The 21,940-nt window shown below is 27.4% G+C and carries 23 protein-coding genes and 1 other annotated feature; of the genes, 20 read left to right on the top strand and 3 right to left on the bottom strand.

From position 1 onward, the window contains the following. Positions 1-65 precede the first annotated feature (65 nt). Entirely contained in the window at positions 66-443 is a 378-nt protein-coding gene (mgsA, locus tag HH195_RS10835) for a methylglyoxal synthase (RefSeq protein ID WP_055258976.1), read from the top strand. 110 nt (positions 444-553) lie between these two features. Here the strand turns inward: mgsA and HH195_RS10830 are convergent, their stop codons facing one another. After that, entirely contained in the window at positions 554-1,456 is a 903-nt protein-coding gene (locus tag HH195_RS10830) for a DMT family transporter (RefSeq protein WP_196371088.1), read from the bottom strand. Positions 1,457-1,594: 138 nt separating this feature from the next. Between HH195_RS10830 and HH195_RS10825 the strand changes: the two genes are divergently transcribed. The 16 genes from HH195_RS10825 (at position 1,595) to HH195_RS10750 (ending at position 18,898) form a co-directional block, all read left to right on the top strand. Further along, a complete protein-coding gene (locus HH195_RS10825; RefSeq protein WP_196371087.1) occupies positions 1,595-2,503 on the top strand; it encodes an AraC family transcriptional regulator in 909 nt (302 codons plus the stop codon). 2 nt (positions 2,504-2,505) lie between these two features. Beyond that, positions 2,506-3,072: a TetR/AcrR family transcriptional regulator C-terminal domain-containing protein gene (locus tag HH195_RS10820; RefSeq protein WP_058993483.1), complete on the top strand. Its 567-nt coding sequence runs from the start codon at positions 2,506-2,508 to the stop codon at positions 3,070-3,072. 139 nt (positions 3,073-3,211) lie between these two features. Next, positions 3,212-4,906 carry an oleate hydratase gene (locus HH195_RS10815; protein WP_196371086.1) on the top strand — a complete coding sequence of 565 codons (1,695 nt, stop codon included), beginning with the start codon at positions 3,212-3,214 and terminating at the stop codon, positions 4,904-4,906. Positions 4,907-5,090: 184 nt separating this feature from the next. Beyond that, entirely contained in the window at positions 5,091-5,972 is an 882-nt protein-coding gene (locus tag HH195_RS10810; protein ID WP_196371085.1) for a LysR family transcriptional regulator, read from the top strand. An 81-nt stretch (positions 5,973-6,053) separates the two neighbouring features. Beyond that, positions 6,054-6,614 carry a TetR/AcrR family transcriptional regulator gene (locus HH195_RS10805; RefSeq protein WP_196371084.1) on the top strand — a complete coding sequence of 187 codons (561 nt, stop codon included), beginning with the start codon at positions 6,054-6,056 and terminating at the stop codon, positions 6,612-6,614. Between the two features lie 75 nt (positions 6,615-6,689). Continuing rightward, positions 6,690-7,616 carry a DMT family transporter gene (locus HH195_RS10800; protein WP_196371083.1) on the top strand — a complete coding sequence of 309 codons (927 nt, stop codon included), beginning with the start codon at positions 6,690-6,692 and terminating at the stop codon, positions 7,614-7,616. A 240-nt stretch (positions 7,617-7,856) separates the two neighbouring features. Continuing rightward, positions 7,857-9,926, top strand: coding sequence for an efflux RND transporter permease subunit (locus tag HH195_RS10795; protein WP_196371082.1), 2,070 nt, complete (start codon positions 7,857-7,859; stop codon positions 9,924-9,926). Beyond that, on the top strand, positions 9,919-11,871 hold the full coding sequence (locus HH195_RS10790; protein WP_196371081.1) for a YhgE/Pip domain-containing protein: 1,953 nt from the start codon (positions 9,919-9,921) through the stop codon (positions 11,869-11,871). The genes HH195_RS10795 and HH195_RS10790 overlap by 8 nt, the downstream gene beginning before the upstream one ends. Positions 11,872-11,972: 101 nt before the next feature. Beyond that, the gene (locus HH195_RS10785; RefSeq protein ID WP_196371080.1) at positions 11,973-12,221 is read left to right on the top strand and encodes a hypothetical protein; all 249 of its coding nucleotides are present in this window, start codon (positions 11,973-11,975) and stop codon (positions 12,219-12,221) included. Between the two features lie 433 nt (positions 12,222-12,654). Beyond that, complete coding sequence (locus tag HH195_RS10780; protein ID WP_196371079.1) at positions 12,655-14,088, top strand: NADP-dependent glyceraldehyde-3-phosphate dehydrogenase; 1,434 nt, start codon at positions 12,655-12,657, stop codon at positions 14,086-14,088. 142 nt (positions 14,089-14,230) lie between these two features. Continuing rightward, positions 14,231-14,471, top strand: a binding site (T-box leader). Between the two features lie 100 nt (positions 14,472-14,571). Continuing rightward, positions 14,572-15,195: a class I SAM-dependent methyltransferase gene (locus HH195_RS10775; RefSeq protein WP_195925864.1), complete on the top strand. Its 624-nt coding sequence runs from the start codon at positions 14,572-14,574 to the stop codon at positions 15,193-15,195. A gap of 20 nt (positions 15,196-15,215) precedes the next feature. After that, the gene (locus HH195_RS10770; RefSeq protein ID WP_196371078.1) at positions 15,216-16,370 is read left to right on the top strand and encodes a trans-sulfuration enzyme family protein; all 1,155 of its coding nucleotides are present in this window, start codon (positions 15,216-15,218) and stop codon (positions 16,368-16,370) included. Continuing rightward, complete coding sequence (locus HH195_RS10765; RefSeq protein WP_196371077.1) at positions 16,357-17,265, top strand: PLP-dependent cysteine synthase family protein; 909 nt, start codon at positions 16,357-16,359, stop codon at positions 17,263-17,265. The genes HH195_RS10770 and HH195_RS10765 overlap by 14 nt, the downstream gene beginning before the upstream one ends. A gap of 18 nt (positions 17,266-17,283) precedes the next feature. Further along, complete coding sequence (locus tag HH195_RS10760; RefSeq protein ID WP_055258942.1) at positions 17,284-17,739, top strand: S-ribosylhomocysteine lyase; 456 nt, start codon at positions 17,284-17,286, stop codon at positions 17,737-17,739. Positions 17,740-17,957: 218 nt separating this feature from the next. Next, positions 17,958-18,398 carry a MarR family winged helix-turn-helix transcriptional regulator gene (locus HH195_RS10755; protein ID WP_055258940.1) on the top strand — a complete coding sequence of 147 codons (441 nt, stop codon included), beginning with the start codon at positions 17,958-17,960 and terminating at the stop codon, positions 18,396-18,398. Positions 18,399-18,517: 119 nt separating this feature from the next. Beyond that, the gene (locus HH195_RS10750; RefSeq protein WP_196371076.1) at positions 18,518-18,898 is read left to right on the top strand and encodes a ferritin family protein; all 381 of its coding nucleotides are present in this window, start codon (positions 18,518-18,520) and stop codon (positions 18,896-18,898) included. 69 nt (positions 18,899-18,967) lie between these two features. Here HH195_RS10750 and HH195_RS10745 read toward each other — a convergent pair whose 3' ends face one another. Next, positions 18,968-19,378 carry a YybH family protein gene (locus HH195_RS10745; RefSeq protein ID WP_055258936.1) on the bottom strand — a complete coding sequence of 137 codons (411 nt, stop codon included), beginning with the start codon at positions 19,376-19,378 and terminating at the stop codon, positions 18,968-18,970. A 366-nt stretch (positions 19,379-19,744) separates the two neighbouring features. Here HH195_RS10745 and HH195_RS10740 point away from each other — a divergent pair, with 366 nt between their 5' ends. After that, on the top strand, positions 19,745-20,275 hold the full coding sequence (locus tag HH195_RS10740) for a glutathione peroxidase (RefSeq protein WP_196371075.1): 531 nt from the start codon (positions 19,745-19,747) through the stop codon (positions 20,273-20,275). Between the two features lie 88 nt (positions 20,276-20,363). Here the strand turns inward: HH195_RS10740 and HH195_RS10735 are convergent, their stop codons facing one another. Then, positions 20,364-20,678, bottom strand: coding sequence for a winged helix-turn-helix transcriptional regulator (locus HH195_RS10735; protein ID WP_196371074.1), 315 nt, complete (start codon positions 20,676-20,678; stop codon positions 20,364-20,366). Positions 20,679-20,816: 138 nt separating this feature from the next. On the opposite strand from HH195_RS10735, the gene HH195_RS10730 reads away from it, so the two are divergent. Both HH195_RS10730 and HH195_RS10725 read left to right on the top strand, forming a co-directional pair. After that, on the top strand, positions 20,817-21,221 hold the full coding sequence (locus tag HH195_RS10730) for a pyridoxamine 5'-phosphate oxidase family protein (protein ID WP_112365495.1): 405 nt from the start codon (positions 20,817-20,819) through the stop codon (positions 21,219-21,221). A 127-nt stretch (positions 21,222-21,348) separates the two neighbouring features. Continuing rightward, entirely contained in the window at positions 21,349-21,816 is a 468-nt protein-coding gene (locus HH195_RS10725) for a macro domain-containing protein (RefSeq protein ID WP_196371073.1), read from the top strand. The last annotated feature ends 124 nt before the right edge of the window (positions 21,817-21,940 follow it).

The raw sequence follows: 21,940 nt of genomic DNA, 5'->3' as shown, positions 1-21,940 counted from the left end.
TATTTTAAAATAGTTGTAAGATAGTAAAATTAAATAAATATTTTTAAATAAGGAGGGTGTATTTTATGAAGATAGCTTTAATTGCTCATGATAAGAAAAAAGATGAATTAGTGGAATTTTCAAAGAAATATAAAAACGTTTTATCAAATATGGAGTTGGTTGCAACAGGAACAACTGGAACAAGAATTATAGAAGCTACAGGTTTAGATATTTTTAGGTATAAAAGTGGCCCATTAGGTGGAGATCAGCAAATAGGTGCTTTAATACCAGTACATCAAATTGACATGATTATATTCTTTAGGGACCCTCTTACAGCACAACCGCATGAACCTGATATAAGTGCACTTTTAAGGCTTTGTGATGTGTATAAAATACCATTGGCTACTAATGAGGCAACAGCAGTAATGCTTATGAAGGGGATAGAATTTCAAGAGGAAAAATAGATAAATATAGTTTATATTGATTGTATAGAGGGGCTTATTTAGTTTTTATTATGAGTTAAATAAAGAATAAATATCCACTATTTATTTGTAGATATTTATTTCAAATTATGTTAAAATTTTCTCTTTTTTGAATACGATAGAATTATAACAGTAGATATAATGCATATAGTACCTATCCATTGTAGTGGAGTAAAGGAAACATTTAGCCAAATGATAGATAAAAATGCAGCAGATAGAGGTTCTAAAGACCCAAGTATACTAGCTTCTGTTGGTTGGATATATTTAAGACTTTCTAAGTAACAATAAAATGCTATTAATGTACCAAATATAATTACAAATGCAATTGCAATTATAGAATCTAATGATATTTCACCAGAGAAATTCAATGGATTATGAATAAAGCTAAAAGAAATTCCTCCTAAAAGCATACCTAAACCAACTACGGTGGTTGAATCATATTTCTTTAAAAGAGAAATAGGCTGAAGTGTATAAAGTGCAGAAGCAAAAGCTGATGCAATTCCCCAAAAAAGTGCTAATTTAGAAATAGATAAATTATTCATATCTCCTTTTGTTATTATGAAAAATGTACCTATCATTGCAAGAATTATAGCTAATAATTGTTGAAAATGAGGAAATTTTTTAGATTTTATAACTAAATAACAAGTAATTATTACAGGCGATAAATATTGAAGTATTGTAGCTGTTGCTGCATTTCCATAATTAATAGAAGCAAAATAGGTATATTGAACGCCTAGCATACCTAATATACTAAAAATTATAAGGCTAAATACATCTTTTTTATTTGTCCATATTTTAATAATATTTTTATTACCTTTTATGAAGGAGTATAGCGTTAAAATAATACCAGAAGCAAGCATACGTGTAACAACAAGCCATTGGGCAGTAAATCCCTTTTTTTGAAAAAGATATTGTGCGACAGTCCCAGAAATTCCCCAAAGCGTAGCACCTATTATAACAAGAAACATTCCTTTTAATCGTGTCTTATTGTTCATAATTTTTCTCCTATCTGCTTTTATAATTATAAATATATAGATATGTTGAATTAAATCTGTAATAATTTTATTATTATTTTCAATGAGCAACAATTAATATATTGATAAAAAATAAAACTATATTAGCGAGATGATTAGATGCAAGTGTTAAAAATAAATGTAGATAGTAATATGAGAGAAACAACTAAACATGGTTCTTATGATTTACCAATAGCAGTATATACAGATAACTTTAATTTATTTGAAGATGGTCATATAAGATGGCATTGGCATAAGGAAGTACAATTTTCTTATTGTATTTCTGATAAAATACGTTTTTTTATTGAAGGAAAAGAAATAGTTTTAGAAGCTGGTGAAGGGATTTTTGTCAACTCTAATGTATTACATAAAATTACACCTTGTAGTAACAATTGTATGATGTTTTCAATAGTTTTTGATAAAGTATTAATAGGTGGGACACCTAAATCTGTTATCGAAAGAAAATATGTAGAGCCATTAATACAGAGTAATAATTTAAAATTTATTTTGTTAAAAAATCGAATAAAATGGCAATATAATTTATTATCTAATTTAAAAGAAATATTTAACTTATCTAACACAAAGCCATATGGATATGAATTAGAAATGAGAAATTATTTGAATTTTATTTGGTTAGTTTTAGTAAGAGAATTAAAGGATAATATTAAATATAATGAAGTTATGAATTCTTATGATGAAAAAAGAGTAAGAAAGGCAATGGAATATATACACAAACATTATGCCGAAAATATTAGTTTAGAAAATATAGCTGATGAAATATATATTAGTAAAAGTGAATGTTGTAGAAGTTTTAAAAGAATTTTAAACATGACTCCATTTGAATATTTAATGGAATATAGGATTTTAAAAGCAAGCGAAGAACTTGCTAAAAATGATGAAAGCATATCTAACATAGCTATTAGTAATGGATTTAATGGTACAAGCTATTTTGGAAAGGTATTTAAAAAATATATAGGAAGTACACCATCGGAGTATAGAAAATCTTTAACAAGACAAAGGAGTGATTAAATTTGTCAAATTCCTTAACAACTGAGAGGGCATTAGCTAATTCTTTAAAAGATTTAATGGTTACTCGTTCAATAAACAAAATTACTGTGAAAGAGGTTACTGATAAATGTGGGATAACAAGGAGAACTTTTTATAATCATTTTAATGACATATATGAACTTTTAGGTTGGCTTTATGAACATGAGATTATTGAAGATATAGAGCAACATTGCAATTTGAAAGAGTGGAAAATTGCAGCTAGCATGATTTTAAATTATACAATAGAGAATAAAGAAATATGTTTAAATACATTTAACTCTTTAGGAAGAGACTTTTTAGAAAAATTTATATATAATACTTTTTTTAATGCGTTAAAATTAGTTATAGAGGATATTACTAGTGATATATGTATAGATGAGAATGTAAAATATGAGAATACTAGATTTTATACTTTAGCTATTGTAGGTGAATTTGTTTTATGGCTTAGAAATGGTCTTAAAGAAGAGGTAGAATCAATTTTGAGTAGGATAGAGAGAATGATGAATAATACGCTTTATTATAATTTAATAATGGGTAATGGAAAAGCATAAAGTGATAATAAAATTTCACAATTTTATAGATGAGTGAAATTTTTAAACATATTCTTATTTTTGTTTATACCATTATTTTCTTAAAAGAAGTACTCTATAATCAAGAAATGAATTTTAAGGAAAATGAGAGGTGTTTATTATGGGAAATTATCAAAAAATTAATCCAATTGCACCAAAAAATATTGATGCAAGACAAGCATATTTAATAGGTGGGGGTATTGCTTCTTTATTAGCAGCAGCATTTTTAATAAGAGATGCACATATGCCAGGGAAAAACATACATATTTTAGAGGAATCTAAGATATATGGCGGTTCTATGGATGGTGCAGGAACACCAATTGAAGGGTATACAGCAAGAGGCGGAAGAGAGATAGAAGAACATTTTGAGTGTTTTATGGAGTTGTTTAGTTTTATTCCATCATTAAAAGATAAAAATAGAAGTGTGTTAGATGAATTTAGAGAATTAAATCTTGAAGAACCAATAGAATCACATTGTAGACTTGTTCATAATAAAGGTGAAAAAGCAGATTTTTCAAGCTTAGGTTTATCAAAAGAAAATGCAATGGAACTTGGTAAACTTCATATGTTAACAGAGGAAGCTTTAGGTGCTACAACAATTGGAGAATATTTTTCAGAATCATTCTTTAAGACAAACTTTTGGTACTTCTGGGCAACTATGTTTGCTTTTGAACCATGGCATAGCGTTGTAGAAGTTAAGCGTTATATGGAAAGATTCATGCACTTAATAGGTGGAATGAATAAACTTAAAGGAATTCTGCATACTGAATATAATCAATATGATTCTTTAATTTTACCATTAATCACATGGCTTAAAGAGCATGATGTATGTTTTGATAAAGGGTATAAGGTTTTAGATATAGATTTTGATTTTTCAAATAATGAAAAGGTAGCTACTAGAATTCATTATGTAAGGGACGGAGTAGAAGATTCTATTTCTGTGAAAGCTGATGATTTAGTTTTATTTACAAATGGTTCAATGACTCAAAATACTACAAGAGGCGACTTAAATAATCCAGCTATACTTAATCGTTCAGATGAAAAAGGATGTTTTAGTGTATGGGAGAAAATAGCCAAAAAATCATCAGATTTTGGTAATCCAGAAAAGTTCTGTACAGATATTGATAAGACAAAATGGTTATCTTTTACGGTTACTTTAAAAGATGATGATATTGTATTCCCATATTTGCTTGAACTTACAGGGGACAAGCCAGGAATGGGTGGTCTTGTAACAATAAAAGATTCAAGTTGGTTTATGAGTTGGGTTGTACCAAAAGACCCTCATTTTATAAATCAACCAGAGAATGTTAAAGTTTTATGGGCATATGCTTTAAATCTTGATGTTGAAGGAGATTATATTAAAAAGACAATGTCTGATTGTACAGGGCGTGAAATGTTTGAAGAACTTTTATATCATATGGGATTAGAAGATAAAATTTCTGAAATTTTAAACCATACAGTTAATGTAATTCCAAGCATGATGCCATATATAACTTCTCAATTTATGCCTCGTATAAAAGGAGATAGACCAGAGGTAATTCCAGTAGGCAGTAAGAACTTTGGTTTCTTAGGACAATATGCAGAGGTTGCAAATGATTGTGTGTTTACTGTTGAATATTCAGTTAGAAGTGCAATGATGGCAGTATACGGTCTTATGGATCTTGGAAAAGTGGTAGATCCAGTTTATCCAAGTCAATATGATATTAGAGTTTTAGCAAATGCTGCAAAAACTTGTCTTGGACTTGATAATATATCATTAAAAGACATTCCATTAGGAGAACTTTTAAAGCATACAGAGCTTTTAAAACTTCTATAAGCAAAAATAGTTAAGTATTTATTTAAAATCCTACCAAGAGAATTTTTTTGGTAGGATTTTTTTGTATTTTTAAAGGTTTATAAGGTTAAAAGAAGTTTTTAGAATAATAATAAAATAAAAACATTTGCATGTATAATATATATTATTGAATTAATAAATAAAATATATGAATTGAGGTTTTTCTATGAATTTACATGGATTAAGATTGTTTTATACAGTGGCGAAGCTTGGGAGCGTTACTTTAGCGGCAGAAAAGTTAATGATTAGTCAACCTGCAATTACAGTTCAGCTTAAGAAATTTGAAAAGGAGAATAATATAAAATTATTTGCTGCTAAGGGTAGAGGAATATGTTTAACAGATATAGGGGAGGAGTTGTTTAAAGAAGCTGCGGCTATTTTTAAGGTAGAAAATAGATTAGAAACATTAATTGAAAATTATAAGCAGGGCAAAACTGGTACATTAAAAATAGTTGGAAATTATACTTTGGGGAATTTTTTATTGCCTTTTTGGGTAACAGCATTTAAAAAAGCAAATGAAGATGTGAATATTGAAATCAGTTTAATGAATAGTGATTATGCCATAGAAAAGATTGTATCATATGAGTATGATATTGGAATTCTGGGAGGGGATATAGTAAACTATGAAGATAAAGTTGATTCTATGACAATAGCAGAGGATGAGTTATGGTTTGTAGTCTCGCCAGAGCATAAATATGCTAATAAAAGTGTAACCCTAGCTCAAATTGTTAATGAACCTTTTATAATAAAGAAAAAGGGTAGTTATGCTAGAAATATTTTAAAATCTCTTTGTTATACATATGGGGTTAAATCGCCTAAAATAGCTATGGAATTTGGAGAATTACATGAAACTTTATTAGTTCTTCAGCAAGGTTATGGGGTTACTTTTTGTCAATCAATGGCTGTAAGAGAATTTATAGAGCTTAAAAAATTAGCAAGAGTTTATGTGGAATGTAAAATACCTAAAAATAAAATATATATTTGTGTACGTAAAAATGAAGAAAAATCTTATTTGGTGGATAAATTTATTAAAAGTATTAACATATAAATTAATTGTTTAACTAATGGATTATATATTGGTATAATATTATTAAAAATATAGTGAATTTTAGAAGTAGGTAGGGTAAGTATGTCTAGTATAACAAAAGTAGCATTAGCAGATTCATTAAAAAAACTATTACATGTTAAAACATTAGATAAAATAACTGTGAAAGACATAGTTGAAGATTGTGGGGTTAATAGACAAACTTTTTATTATCATTTTCATGATATTTATGATTTACTTGGTTGGTTTTTTATTAAAGAGGCTGAAAAAATAGTAGGAAATAAAAAGACATATACAACATGGCATCAAGGATTTCTTGAGGCTTTCAAGTATGTAAATAATGATAAAAAGTTAATTATAAATGCATATAATTCAATTGGTCGTGAGTATTTAGAGAACTATCTTTATAGCATTGTATATGGGCTTCTTAAGGATATAGTTGAAGAAAAAGCACAAGGAATGAATGTGTCTGAGGAAGATAAAAAATTTGTTGCTGATTTTTATAAGTACGCTTTTGTAGGATTATCTTTAGAGTGGATTCGCATGGGAATGAAGGATGAGCCTGAATATATAATTGAAAAATTAAGTAAATTAATAAAAGGAGATATAGAAATTGGTCTTAAAAAGTTAGAGAAAATAAATTAAAGTAATATAAATTTAAATGAATGTTAGGGTGGTCATGTAAAATTGTGGCAAAGGTTTAAACTAATGAGGAGATAGATGAATAAAGAAGATTTTTTTACTAATAAAAAAATAATTATTATTTTTGCAATGATATGTTGTTTTCTTTGGGGAAGTGCATATCCTGCTATAAAAATAGGATATGAGGTTTTTAATATAGCGGAAAATGATCTTTCTTCAAAAATTGTGTTTGCAGGATATAGATTTGTTTTAGCAGGAATAATAGTTTTGGTTTTAGCGATAATTTTAAAGAAAAAGGTATTTAAATTAAATAAGAAACAAATAATTCAACTAACACTTTTAGGGATTACTCAAACAACACTTCAGTATACCTTTTTCTATATAGGGTTATCATATACTAGTGGTGTTAATGCGGCTATTTTAAATGGGACTGGGACTTTTTTTAGTATAATAATAGCTCACTTTTTGTATAAGAATGACAGAATCAGTCTAAATAAGATTTTAGGTTGTATAATAGGTTTTGCAGGAGTTGTTTTAGTTAATTTTAATGGTAGTTTTAGTTCAAGCTTTAGCTTAAAGGGAGATGTACTTATAGTATTATCAACGCTTGTAACTTCGGCTGCTGTTATATATGGTAAAACATTATCCCAAAAACAAGATACATTTATAATAACTGGATATCAGCTTCTTATAGGAGGAATTGTACTTGTTATCTTAGGAGTAAGTTTTGGCGGATATTTATTAAATTTTAACATAGAGTCAATAAGTCTTTTAATATATATGGCGGTTTTGTCGGCTGTGGCATTTTCATTATGGACATTGCTTCTTAAGTACAATAAAGTAGGCAAAATAGCAGTATTTTATTTTTTAATACCTGTCTTTGGAACAATACTATCATCAATATTCTTAGATGAAAATATATTTAATATAAAAACTTTTATAGCACTTATTTTAGTGTGTATAGGAATTTTTTTAGTAAATAAGCAGAAAAAAGTTTTAAATTAATAAGTGTCAAAAGAAAAAAAGCATACTTTTAAAGTATGCTTTTTTTGTATTTAAAGCAAGTATTGTGGAAATATTTATTTAAATATTTATTTGTAATAAATAAGTATTTTCTACATATTCTTTATTATTTAAAACATATTTATAATAAGCAGTATAAAAATGAAAGAAATATCTGCTATTATAATTTGTTTCATGTTTATAATAAGTGAGATTGTTATTTATTATAGGAGAGGAGGAAAAGTGGAAAGGTTAGTAAATGGAATTTTAAAGTATAAAAAGAGTATATTAGTATTTTTTATATTAGCAACGGTAATATCTCTTTTTACATCATCTCTAGTAAATATAAATTATAATATAATGGATTATTTACCAGAGGAAGCACCTTCGACTAAAGCTTTAGATGTTATGAATGAGGAGTATGATAAAGGTGCTGCAAATGTTCGTGTAGTTTTGAAAGATGTTTCTATAGTTGATGCTCTTAAATACAAAGAAATGATAAAGAAGGTTGACGGAGTAGATGATATTCAATGGCTTGATGATGTTGTTAATATAAAGGAACCCTTGGAACTTGAAAACCAAGACATTATAGAATCTTGGTATAAGAATAATGAGGCATTATTTAGTATCACCGTTAATGAAGATAAAGAGGAATCAGCTATTGATGAAATAGGAGAGATAATTGGAGAAAATGGAATGATCTCTGGAAGTGCTGTAAATATAGTATTTGCACAAGAAACAACAGAAAAAGAACTTATAAAAATGATGGTAATTTTAATTCCTATTATTTTAATAATTTTATTTTTGACTACTTCATCTTGGTTTGAGCCTGTGTTGTTTTTATCCACAATTGGTATAGCTATTATAATAAATTCAGGAACAAATTTAATTTTAGGTGAGATTTCTTTTGTTACAAAGGCAGCAGGAAGTATATTGCAATTAGCAGTTTCTATGGATTATTCAATATTTCTTCTTCATAGATTTTCAGAGTTTAGGAATGAGGGATTAGATGTAAAGGAAGCGATGAAAGAAGCAATATTAAAATCGGTATCGTCGATTTTGTCTAGTGGACTAACTACGGTAGTGGGATTTGCAGCTTTAATTGTTATGAAATTTAAGATAGGGCCTGATATGGGGTTTGTAATGCTTAAGGCTATATGTCTTAGTTTAATAAGTGTTTTAGTGCTATTACCTGTATTAGCTTTATATTGTTACAAATTGATAGATAAAACTCAGCATAAAAGTTTTATGCCTAAGTTTAACAAATTTGCAAAGGTGTCTTATAAGTTTAGACACATATCAATAATTTTATTTTTACTGCTTTTAATTCCATGTTTTTTAGCACAACAAAATAATAGTTTTAGTTATGGGGCATCTGAAATTTATTCAGATGAAAGTACAAAAATAGGACATGATACAGCTGCTATTAATAAGGAGTTTGGCAAAACTAATCCTTTGGTACTAATGGTTCCCAAAGGTGATTTAGTTAGTGAAAGAGCTTTATGTGATGAGTTAGAAAATATAGATAAGATAACTTCAATTACATCTTATGCTGAAACTGTGGGGATAACAATACCAACTGAGTATATTCCAGACGATACATTATCTCAATTAATTTCAGATAATTATAGTAGATTTATAATTGTAGCAAATGTAAAGGTTGAGGGAGATGAAACATTTGCTTTAATAGATGAAATACGAAATTTAGCTTACAAATATTATAATGATAGTTATTATTTTCTTGGAGAAAGCGTAAATACTCTTGATTTAAAAGAAACCATTGAAGATGATAATAAAAAGGTAAATGCTATTTCTATAATTGCAATTATGATTATACTTTTATTAACATTTAAATCTTTATCATTACCTATAATTTTAGTGCTTGTTATAGAATTTTCTATTTGGTCTAATTTAACTTTTAATTACTTTATAGGAAATGATGTATTTTATATAGCTTATTTAATAATTAGTTCTATTCAGCTTGGAGCTACCATAGATTACGCTATTTTGTTTACGAATAGGTACATGGAAAATAGGGAAACTATGAACAAAAAAGAGGCTACACAAGCAACAATTTCAACAACAACGGTATCTATTTTAACATCAGCATCAATTCTTGCAACAGCAGGAATAATTTTAGGAGAAATATCAACAAATTCAATAATAGCACAGCTTGGAATTTTAGTTGGTAGGGGGGCAATTTTATCTTTAATATTAGTACTTTTTGTTTTACCAGCACTTTTAATGTTGCTTGATAAATTGATAGCAAAAACTACTAAGAAAAATAAGGGGGAAATCTTAATAAATGAATAAAACTATAAAAAAAATTATACCAATATCTATGGCTATGTTATTTGTAGCACCTATGACAACAGCTTATGCTGATATTAATGTAAACAATAAAGAAGAAAATGTGTATATAAATTTAAAGGATGATGGTTCTGTTGAGGGCATTTATGTAGTAAATGAGTTTGATGCAGGAAATCAAACTACAATAACTGATTATGGTAAGTATTCATCAGTTTTAAATTTAAGTACAAATGAAGAAATAAAAGTGAATGGGGATATGATTACTTTTAATACAGATGATAATGGAATGTTTTATTATCAAGGGAATATGGAAAGTACAAAAATACCATGGAATATAGATATTTCTTACTATTTAGATGATAAAGAGGTACAAGCAAGTAGTTTAGCTGGAAAAAGTGGAAAGTTAAAAATAGCAATATCTATAAAAGACAATGAGGATATGGATGATACTTTCTTTGATAATTATTTATTGCAAATGACTGCAACTTTTAATAGCGAGAAGTGCAAAGACATAGTTTCAGAACAAGCGACTATTGCAAATGTTGGAGATACAAAACAGTTAACTTATACGATTTTAGCAGGGAGTAATTCAGAATTTACCATAGAGGCAGCTGTAACTGATTTTGAAATGGATCCTATAACAATTAATGCAGTTCCTATGAATATATCAATTGATGACATAGATGTTTCAGACCTTAAAGATAGTCTTATAAAGCTTAGAGATGGTGTAGCTAAAATAGATGATGGCTCTAGTGATTTATATAGTGGTAGCAAAGATTTATCGAATGGAACAAAAAGTCTTTTAGATGGAACAAATTCATTATCTAGTGGTGCTGAAAAACTTCAAAATGGATCTAAGACATTAAAAGAGGCTATGGACACGTTAAACAGTAATTCTTTTAGCTTAACAAATGGTTCAAAAGAAGTTTTAAATGCATTAAATACTATAAATAGTGCTTTAGATAGTTTGGATGAAGCAAGTAATCAAGTTCAGCAATTAGTTGAAGGTAGTAATGAGTTTGCAAGTGGCATGGAGAAGTTGGCTGAAAAAAATAACGATTTATATAATAAGGTAAATCCAATATTGGAAGTAGTTAGAGAAAAATTAGCTCAAATAAAAGATACGAATTTTAAAGAAGAATTTGATTCAATAACAAACAAGGAAGATTATCTAAATGCATATAATGATGCTAAAGCAAAACTTGCAGAAAATCCAGATGATGAAGCACTTAAAATATATATAGCTTTATTTGACCATATAATTGAAATTGCTAATAAATATGATAAGAATGTAACAAGTGCAGGTAACCAAGCTCATGAGAAGATTGAAAAAGAATACGAAAAAATATGTGAATTAGATGATGGTATTGATGCACAACATAAAGCAATTCAAGAGTTAAATAACAAGTATAAAAATGAGTTAAACCCAGCTATTGAAAAGCTTCCAAGTCTTTTAAGTAAACTAACAGAATTAAAAACAGCGTTAAACACACTTGTAAATAGTTATGCAACATTAGATAGTGGGATTAATTCTTATACAGGTGCATATGAACAAATAGTTAAAGGCTATCAAACCCTTTATAGTGGGATTGGAGATTTAGAAAAGGGTATTGAAAGTTTAAATACGGGAACAAAAACGTTGTATGATGGAACTGTAAGTTTAGAAGATGGAGCAGAAGAATTAAATGATGGAACATCTGAGATGAGAGATAAGACTAAAAATATAGATACAGAGGTTGATGATAAAATAAATAATATGCTAGATGAATTTAAAAATACGGATTATAAACCAGAATCATTTGCATCATCAGAAAATGGAGAAATAAATGCTGTGCAATTTGTAATGAAAACTAAGGGGATTGAAATAAATAAAGAAGTTCAAGAAGAGGTTAAGGAAGAACATTTAAATTTCTTTCAAAAAATTATAAGGCTATTTTTTAAAAAGTAGTTATGAAGATATAATATTGATAGAGGAGTAATTTTTAAGAACATTATATTAAAAAAAATAATATTATAGTTTATAAGTGTGCTTTAGTAAGGAGATTAACAATGGATAAAGCTAATATAATATTAGATGTAATACTAATATTATTAATAGTAATTTTACTAATTGTATTTGTTTATAATTTAATAACAATTAATAGATTTATGGAAGAAATAAATAATAATTTATTAGATATAAAATTAAGAGAGAAGGAAGAATCATTAAAAAGTAAATCTAAATTAGAGAAAAATGTTATTGATATAAAAGACAATAAGGAAACCGTGAATTTAAAGATTAAAATAAAGGGGAGATAAAAATTTAAAGTTTTATAATGCAAAAAGATTTAAAATATATAATAAATCAAATATTTGTGAAATTTTTATATATAGAATAAAAGTTGTGTTTTTTAGCATAACTTTTTTTATATGAATTTATTAGCTATATAAGATTCAAAGTAAGATAAAATCAAGGCTTAAATAAAATTTAAAATGATTTAGTTAAAGAATAATAATTAAAGAAAAAGGAAAAAGTAAGTTATGAAAAGAATAAAAATTTGAGGAGAGTATTAAATAAAAATTTTTATAATTTGTAATCCTAATCATATTTTATTTATATAAAACTATTATAATTTAATATATAAGAAGTTCATATATAAATTTGCTAATTTGAATATACAATAATTAAACAAAAAGTGCATTACAAATACACTTAATAATGGTTAAAATATCTAAACATAGGAGGAAGATTATGAGTACATATAAATATTATATAAATGGACAGTGGAAAGATAGTGATTCTAAAGAAACAATTAGTATTATCTCTCCGTATACAAATGAAGAAGTAGGAAAAGTCCAAGCAATAACTCAAGAAGAAGCAGATTTGGCTATAAAATCTGCAAAGGAAGCTCAAAAGGAATGGGCAAATTTAACTGTACGTAAACGTGGGGAATATCTTTATAAGTGGATGGATGAGCTTAATAAAAATAAAGAAAATATCGCAAGAACTATTATGAAAGAAGTTGGAAAGGGTTATAATGATGCTCTTAAAGAAGTAAGTAGAACTGTTGATTTTATACGTTATACAATTGAAGAAGCAGTTCATATGTATAATGAAAGTATGTCAGGAGAGAATTTTGAAGGTGGCAATAATTCTAAGATAGCCATTATATCAAAAAGACCTTTAGGTGTTATTTTAGCAATTTCACCATTTAACTATCCTGTTAATTTGTCAGTAGCAAAAATTGCACCAGCATTAGTTTCTGGAAATACTGTTATATTTAAGCCTGCAACTCAAGGAGCAATATCAGCAGTAAAAATTATAGAAGCTCTTGATAAGACAGGCATACCAAAAGGAATTTTAAATCTTGTTACAGGAAAAGGGTCAGTTATAGGAGATTTTTTAACAGAGCATGAAGGAATAAATATGATTTCATTTACAGGAGGCAGTGAAACTGGTAAACATATAGCTGAAAAATCAAAGATGATTCCTTTAGTTATGGAACTTGGAGGAAAAGATCCAGCTGTAGTTTGTGATGATGCTGACTTAAACTTTGTAGCGAAACAAATAATATCTGGTGCGTATTCTTATTCAGGACAAAGATGTACAGCCATAAAAAGAGTGTTAGCAAATAAGAAAATAGCTAATGAGTTGGTTAATATATTAAAAAATGAAGTAGATAAGCTTACAGTGGGTTCACCAGAAGAAAATAGCATAATAGTTCCTTTAATTGATAAAAAATCTGCTGATTATGTACAAGGACTTATAGATGATGCTTTAGCAAAGGGAGCTACATTGGTTTGTGGAAATAAGAGAGAAGGTAATTTAATATACCCAACTCTTTTAGATAATGTAACATTAGATATGAGGATTGCTTGGGAGGAACCATTTGGTCCAGTATTACCTGTAATTAGAGTAAATTCAGATGAAGAGGCAATAAAAATTGCTAATGAATCAGAATTTGGACTTCAAGCAAGTATATTTACCCAAAATATAGATAGGGCTTTTAACATAGCTCCAAGACTTGAAGTAGGAACAGTTCAAGTAAATGGACGTACAGAACGTGGTCCAGATCATTTACCATTTTTAGGAATAAAATCATCAGGTATGGGGGTTCAAGGAATTAGAAAAAGTATAGAATCCATGACTATAGAAAAAGTAACCGTAATAAATATAAATAGATAATTAATTGTAAAAAGCTGTATCAATTTTTGATACGGCTTTTTATATATGATTTAAATAAAATTACTATTGATTTTCAAAAAAAGTTGTACTATAATAAATTCAACGACAAAAACATATTAAACATATAAGTTTAGTAGGTTATTAAAATACGATGAAAAAGTAGAGTAGTATTTTGGAAAATTACAGAAAGAAAAACATTGATGAGAGTTTTTTATTTAGAAGAAATATGAAGTGCCCTTTGGAGTAGAAGCTTGAAATAATAGTAGAGTTATCCGGTATCACCCGTTATAATGATTAGGCATGATAGTGCTAAATTTCTTAAGTTGTAGATATTTTATTGTATCTAAATTAGAGTGGAACCGCGGGTAAACCTCGTCTCTATGTTTTTATAGAGATGGGGTTTTGTTTTTACAAATTATTCTAAAGAATTATAAATATTGTCCTAAAAGAAAGTTAAATAGATTATTTTAAGGAGGAGTTTTTATGAATTCATTAAATTATTTTAATTCAATAGCAAAAGATTGGAATAATATTAGAGTTGATTATTTTAAAGATGAGCTTCGAGATATAGCGATTAATTCAGTAGATTTAAAAAATAAGGTTGTTGCAGACCTTGGAGCAGGAACAGGATTTATTAGTTTAAAGGTGGCTGAGAGCGCAGACATAGTTTTTTCAATAGATGCATCTAAAAATATGTTGAGGGAACTTAATAAATCAGCTCAAAATTTAGGTTTAAAGAATATTTATCCTATAACTGGAGATTTAGAAAACTTACCTTTATTTGATAATTCTGTGGATGTTGTATTTATAAATATGGCATTACATCATGTTGTAAATCCTGATAAGGCTATCAAGGAGATGAGAAGGATTCTAAAAGAAGGCGGAAGAGTAATTATTACTGATGTAGAAGAGCATGATGGAACATGGGCAACAGATGAAATGAATGATGTTTGGCTTGGATTTAATCATAATGATTTAACAAAATGGTATGAAGAAGCTGAGTTTAAAGATATAGCTATAAAGGATACAGGTTTAGTAGCTAAAGGGGTTTCTTCTAGAGGAGATGTAATTGAACCAAAAATATTTATGGCGATTGGAACAAAATAGTTAAAAAGGTGGGGTTAACGATGAAAAAAAATTCTTTATTAATACATGGTGGAATAAGTACTGATGAAAAGACAGGTGCAGTAAATGTACCAATATATCAAACATCAACATATAAACAAAGTAAATTTGGAGAAAATACAGGATATGAATATTCAAGAACAGGAAATCCAACAAGAGAGGCTCTTGAAAAGTTAATTGCAGATATAGAAGGTGGCACAAGAGGATTTGCTTTTGCATCAGGTCTTGCTGCAATATCAGCAGTTCTTAGTTTATTTAAAAGTGGGGATAAAATTTTAATTACTAATAATTTGTATGGCGGAACTTTTAGAATATTAAATCAAGTATTTAGTAATTTTAATATAAAGTATGAGATTGTAGATGATTTTGATAAGTTAGATAAACAAATAAAAGATGATGTTAAAGCAGTATTCATAGAAACACCAACGAATCCGTTATTAGATGTTATTGATATAAAAAAAGTTTCTTCCATAGCTAAATCAAAAGGAATTCTTACAATAGTTGATAATACATTTATGAGTCCATACTTACAAAATCCATTATTGTTAGGCGCTGATATAGTAGTTCATTCAGCTACAAAATATTTAGGTGGTCATAGTGATTTAGTTGCAGGATTAGCCATAGTTAAAGATGAGGAATTAGGAGAAAAGTTACACTTTATTCAAAATGCTACTGGTGGAATACTTCAACCTTTTGATAGTTTCTTGCTTATAAGAGGAATAAAAACGCTAAGTGTAAGAATGGATAGGCATGAGGAAAATGCAAGGTTTATAGCTGATAAACTTTCAAGAAGTACTAACATAAAAAAAGTTTATTACACAGGATTAAAAAATCATCCAGGGCATGAAATTCAAAAGAGTCAAGCAAGTGGTTTTGGTGGAGTTATATCATTTGTTTTAAATGATAATTTGAATTTTAAAAGGTTTGTAGAAGGATTAGAATTAATAACATTTGGAGAAAGTTTAGGAGGGGTTGAATCATTAGCATGTCATCCTGCTTCAATGACTCACGCAACACTTCCAAAAGAACTTAGGGAACGTATTGGAATAACAGATAATTTGATTAGAATATCAGTTGGCATAGAAGATAAAGAGGATATTTTAAAAGATATACAAAAGGCATTAATATTGGCAGGTGGGAAAGATGAAATACTGTAATGATATTAGGGATTTAGTTGGAAAAACTCCTTTACTAAAATTAAATAATTTAGATGTTAAAAAAGGAGTTAATATATTTGCAAAACTAGAGTGCTTCAATCCTGGAGGAAGTTCTAAAGATAGGGTTGGAATGTACATGATAGAAAAGGCTGAAAGAGAAGGTAGGCTTAAAAAAGGTTATACGATTATAGAAGCAACTGCTGGAAATACAGGAATAGGAATTGCTTTAGCGGCATTAAACAAAGGATATAAAGTTATATTTATAGTTCCAGAAAAGTTTTCAATAGAGAAACAAAAAATAATGAAGGCTTTAGGGGGAGAAATAATAAATACTCCTAAAAAAGATGGTATGGAAGGAGCAATAAATTTAGCAGAAAAAATGTTAAAGGAAATTCCAAATTCAATTTCATTAAAGCAGTTTGAAAATAGTTCAAACCCGTTAGCACATTATGAAACAACAGGTAGAGAAATCTATGAAGATTTAGATGGACAAGTAGATTATGTTGTAGCAGGTGCAGGTAGCGGTGGCACATATACAGGAGTATTAAAATATTTAAAGGAAAATATTAAAGATGTTAAAGGAATATTAGCAGATCCAGAAGGCTCAATTATTGGTGGTGGAGCAGAAGGGTGCTATAAAGTTGAAGGAATAGGTAATAATTTTATACCTAAAACTATGGAAATGTCTTTAGTTGATGATGTTATAAAAACTAATGATAAAGATTCTTTTGAAACTGTACGGACTTTGGCTAAAAAAGAGGGTATTTTGGTTGGTTCATCATCAGGAGCAGCAGTTTTTGCTGCATTAAAACTAGCAGAGAAAATTGATAATGGAAATATAGTAGTGATACTTCCAGATAGAGGAGATAGGTATTTTAGTACAGATTTATTTTAAAATAAGGAGATGGATAAAATGATAAAGGTAGAAAGTTTTGAATTAGATCATACAAAGGTAAAGGCACCTTATGTGAGAAAAGCAGGAGTTAAGGTTGGGCCTAAAGGAGATATAGTCACTAAATTCGATTTAAGATTTGCACAACCTAATAAAGAAATATTGTCAGATAAGGGTATTCATACGTTAGAACATTTTTTAGCAGGGTTTATGAGAGAAAAGCTAGATAATATTATTGATGTATCTCCAATGGGATGCAAAACAGGATTCTATTTAGTAAGTTTTGGGGAAGTAGAAGTTGATGAGGTTATAGATGCACTAGAATATTCATTAGATAAAGTGCTACAACAAGAAAAAATTCCAGCGGATAATGAAGTACAATGTGGAACAGCTGCATTACATTCCTTAGATTTAGCAAAAGAACATGCTAGAAATGTGCTATCAAAAGGAATAAGTAATAAATTTTATGTGGATTAAGAATAAATTAAACAATGTATTGTAATGCTTGGTATAGTAAAATTTTTGTTAACATTGAATTTATCAATTAGGCTTTTTTAAGTAATAAAGGGGATTTCAAGGGTTTAAGTATTATAGATAACTTATTATTACATTTGACAAGAATAAATATAAATAATATAATCAATTTATAAGTTGATTGAATCAAATTAAATTTCCTAAAATGTAAGGTGATAGAAATGGATAAATTCGAAAGTTTGAAATTAAGTAATCAAGTATGTTTTCCTCTATATGCAGCATCTAGAGAAGTTATAAAATTATATAAACCTTTTTTAGATGAGTATAATTTAACTTATACTCAATATATAACAATGCTTGTGTTATGGGAAGATGAAAAGATAACTATTAAAGAACTTTGCAAAAAATTATACTTAGATTCAGGAACTATTACACCAGTAATAAAAAAGCTAGAAGCTATGGGTTTATTAATTAAATACAGAGATAAAAGTGATGAAAGAATAGTTAACGTTGAATTAACAGATAAAGGAAGAGAATTGAAAGAAGAAATTGTTAAAGTTCCAGAACAAGTTTCTTGTAAGGTTAATGGAAGCATGGAGGATCTTTTGATTTTAAAAAATTTATTAGAAAAAGTATTAGATGAGATAAGCCCAAATAATTAAGTTAAATATTATATTTAACTTAATTTTTAAGAAAATTAATTTTGTAAAATTAAATTTGATTATTTAATATTAATTGAGAATTTTATAATTTGAAAATAAATAATAAGGAGTATTATATTATGAAACAAGAAGTAAAGGAATTATTAGTACAATACCAACAAGGTGAATTAGATGGAGTATTAGTTTATCAAGCATTAGCAAAATTAAGCCCTGATGAAAGTATGAAAAAAGCATTATTAGAATTGGCAGCAGATGAAGGTAGACATGCTGGCATATTAAAAAAATATACAAATAAAATTTTAACTCCAAATGATGAAAGTGCAAAAATGATGGAAGAGATGTACAAACAATACGGAAATAAAATATTTGAAAGAATTGCGGAAGCTGAAGAAAAAGGTGAGAAAATGTATGCACCATTTATAAACGATATACCAGAGGCTAAAAGTATGATTGAAGATGAACTTAAACATGCTAAAATAGCAAGAAGCTTTTTAGATTAAAAATTAATAAAATAAAGTAGAAAACTAGTTTTAATTTTCTACTTTAAAATTTTTTATAGTAATTTTATATTAAAATCCTTCTTTATCTCCAGTAACAGGCATATTTGAATAATGAACATGAGCTATTTTCCACTTATCATTTACTTTTATTAAAGTTTGGCTTTCACGTCCATTAGTTATAATATCGGTATTATCTTCTCTAAAAGTAGCATAGAAATCCCAATAAAATTCTACAACTGCTGTATTATCAGTAAGTAAATTTATTTTAATATTATGTATTCTTAAATCTCTTTTTGAAAATCTATTAATCATAGTTTTTACATAGAAGGCTTCTTTTACATTATCAAAACCTACTTCGTGTCCTCTTGGATGGATAAATGAAGTATTTTCATTTTGTAAGAATAATTTATCGGCTAAGTCTAAATCACCATTGTTTATTGAAGTAGCATAATTTTCAAGTAACATTTCAATTGTTTCCATAGCAATTCTCCTTTTTTTTGAAATTTATTGTATAAACATAGCTTACTATTAATAAAAGTTTATGTGAAGTAGGTACTTTATAGTGCCATAGTTACTTTATAGTTACTTTAGGTTTATTTATAAAGTTATAAATGGATGCCTTGACAAATATAAAAATTAAGAATATAATAAAAGTAAATAGAACAAAATTAAATTTGATAAAATAATAAATAAAAGAGTTAAATATGTTTAAGTTAAATTTTAAATTTAGCTTGTTTTTTTAAAAAAATAAATTTTAAAAAATTAAATTTAGATAAGCTGATAAAATAAATTAATTTACTAACAATAACTAAAGAGAGAAAATATAAATTATAAGGAGGAAAGATTATGTTATATGATTTTAAAGTTAAAGATATAAAAGGAAATGAAGTTTCATTGAAAAAATATGAAGGAAAGGTTCTTTTAATAGTAAATACTGCAACAGGATGTGGATTTACTCCACAATATGAAGGACTTCAAAAAATTTATGATAAATATCAAGATAAGGGCTTAGAAATATTGGATTTTCCTTGCAATCAATTTTTTGAACAAGCGCCAGGAAGCAATGAAGAAATAGCTAATTTTTGTAAATTAAAATACAATACGACTTTTGAAACTTTTGCAAAGATAGATGTTAATGGGGAAAACGCACACCCACTTTATAAATATTTGAAAAATGAAGCACCAAAGGCTAAAGAAGATGAGGCATCAGAGGGATTATATAAGATGTTATCAGAAAGAGGATTTAACACAAGTGGTGATGATATAAAGTGGAACTTTACTAAGTTCTTAGTAGATAGAAATGGTAAAGTAATCGCAAGATTTGCACCTACTTATGAACCGGAAAAATTATCTGAACAAATTGAGAAATTATTATAATTCTATAAAAAGACTGTATCAAAAATTACGATACAGTCTTTTTATACTTAATAAAGTTAAATATATAATTAAAATGATATAATTTTAATTATATATTAGATTTGTAATCATCTCCCCATTTAGCCATACTATCTAAAATAGGTTTCAAGCTATAACCAGTTTCGGTTAAAGTATATTCAACTTTAGGAGGAACTTGTGCATAGACTTTTCTTATTAAAAGACCGCTTTCTTCCATGCTTCTAAGGTTAGATGTTAAAACTTTTTGTGTTATATTACCAACAGATTTTTTTAATTCTCCAAATCTTTTTGTACCATCTAATAAGTCTCTTATTATCAATATCTTCCATTTATTACCCATAAGTTTTAAAGTTACTTCTACTGGGCAAGCAGGTAAATCACTCATTAAAAATCAGCTCCTTGTTTTAATAGTATCCCAATAGATACTATGGCACTTTTAAGTGCTTACTATACAAATGATATTATTGCATTTATTATAATATTATAAGATAGAAAAAACAATACGGTTATGGAGGTTATAAAAATGAATGAAGTAATAGAATTTTTAAAAGAGAATCCAGTACAATATTTTGCAACTGTTGGATTAGATAACAAGGCAAAGGTTAGACCTTTTCAATTTATGATTGAAGATGGTGGAAAGTTATATTTTTGTACAAATAATGAAAAAGATGTGTTTAAACAAATAAAAAATAATCCATATGTAGAGGTTTGTGTATCAAACTCTAAATTTCAATGGATGAGATTAAATGGAAAAGTTAAGTTTTCAAATGATATGGATATAAAGAAAAAAGTTATAGAATCAAGTCCACTTGTTAAATCACTTTATAAAACTGCTGATAATCCTATATTTGAAATATTTTATTTAGAAGATGCAAAAGCTATTATAGCAGATTTTTCAGGTAATGCACCAAAGGAATTTAATCTTTAAAATTAAGCTGAAAAGAATTTAGATAAAGGCAAAGGTTCAAAATATTTTTGGGCTTTTGCTTTTTATTTATATATAGATATTTGTTTAAAAGACAGAAATGTTTTTAGAAAAGAGGAAAAGAAAATTTATGAACAATAATGAAAAGCTAGATTATTTAATAAATAGATTAATGGAGGAAGATATAAGGTATAAAAATATTGAAATTCCTGATAATTATAAAGATAAATTTAACCTTTTAAGGTCTTTAATGAATGTTAGAGAGCCTAAAAAAATTGATGAGGATTTTTTGAAGATTCAAGATGAATTTTTAAAAGAAATATCTGTGGAAAAGGGAATAGTGGATGTTAATAATTTAGAAACTATAGATATTCTATTTAATAGAACAAAAAATAAACATAAAAATAAAATAATCCTTTGGAAAGGTGATATTACAACACTTAAAGTAGATGCCATAGTAAATGCTGCTAATAGTCAAATGCTTGGATGTTTTGTGCCATGCCATAGATGTATAGATAATGCAATACATACTTTTTCGGGAATTCAGTTAAGAAACGAATGTGAAGAATATAGAAAAGGTTATTTTCAACATTTTTAAGGAGAATGATTATAAAAATATTAAAGTTTACTTAAATAATATAGAAGAAATAAGAAAATTAATAAATAATGTAAATTATATTTTGCTAAGAGTAGGTTTTGAGGACTAGGATGCATAAATTATT

Origin of the sequence: Candidatus Sarcina troglodytae (assembly GCF_015708635.1) — a bacterium.
Taxonomy (GTDB): domain Bacteria; phylum Bacillota; class Clostridia; order Clostridiales; family Clostridiaceae; genus Sarcina; species Sarcina ventriculi.
The sequence above is the reverse complement of the archived record's forward strand: the minus strand, read 5'-3'. Positions and strand labels throughout refer to the sequence as shown.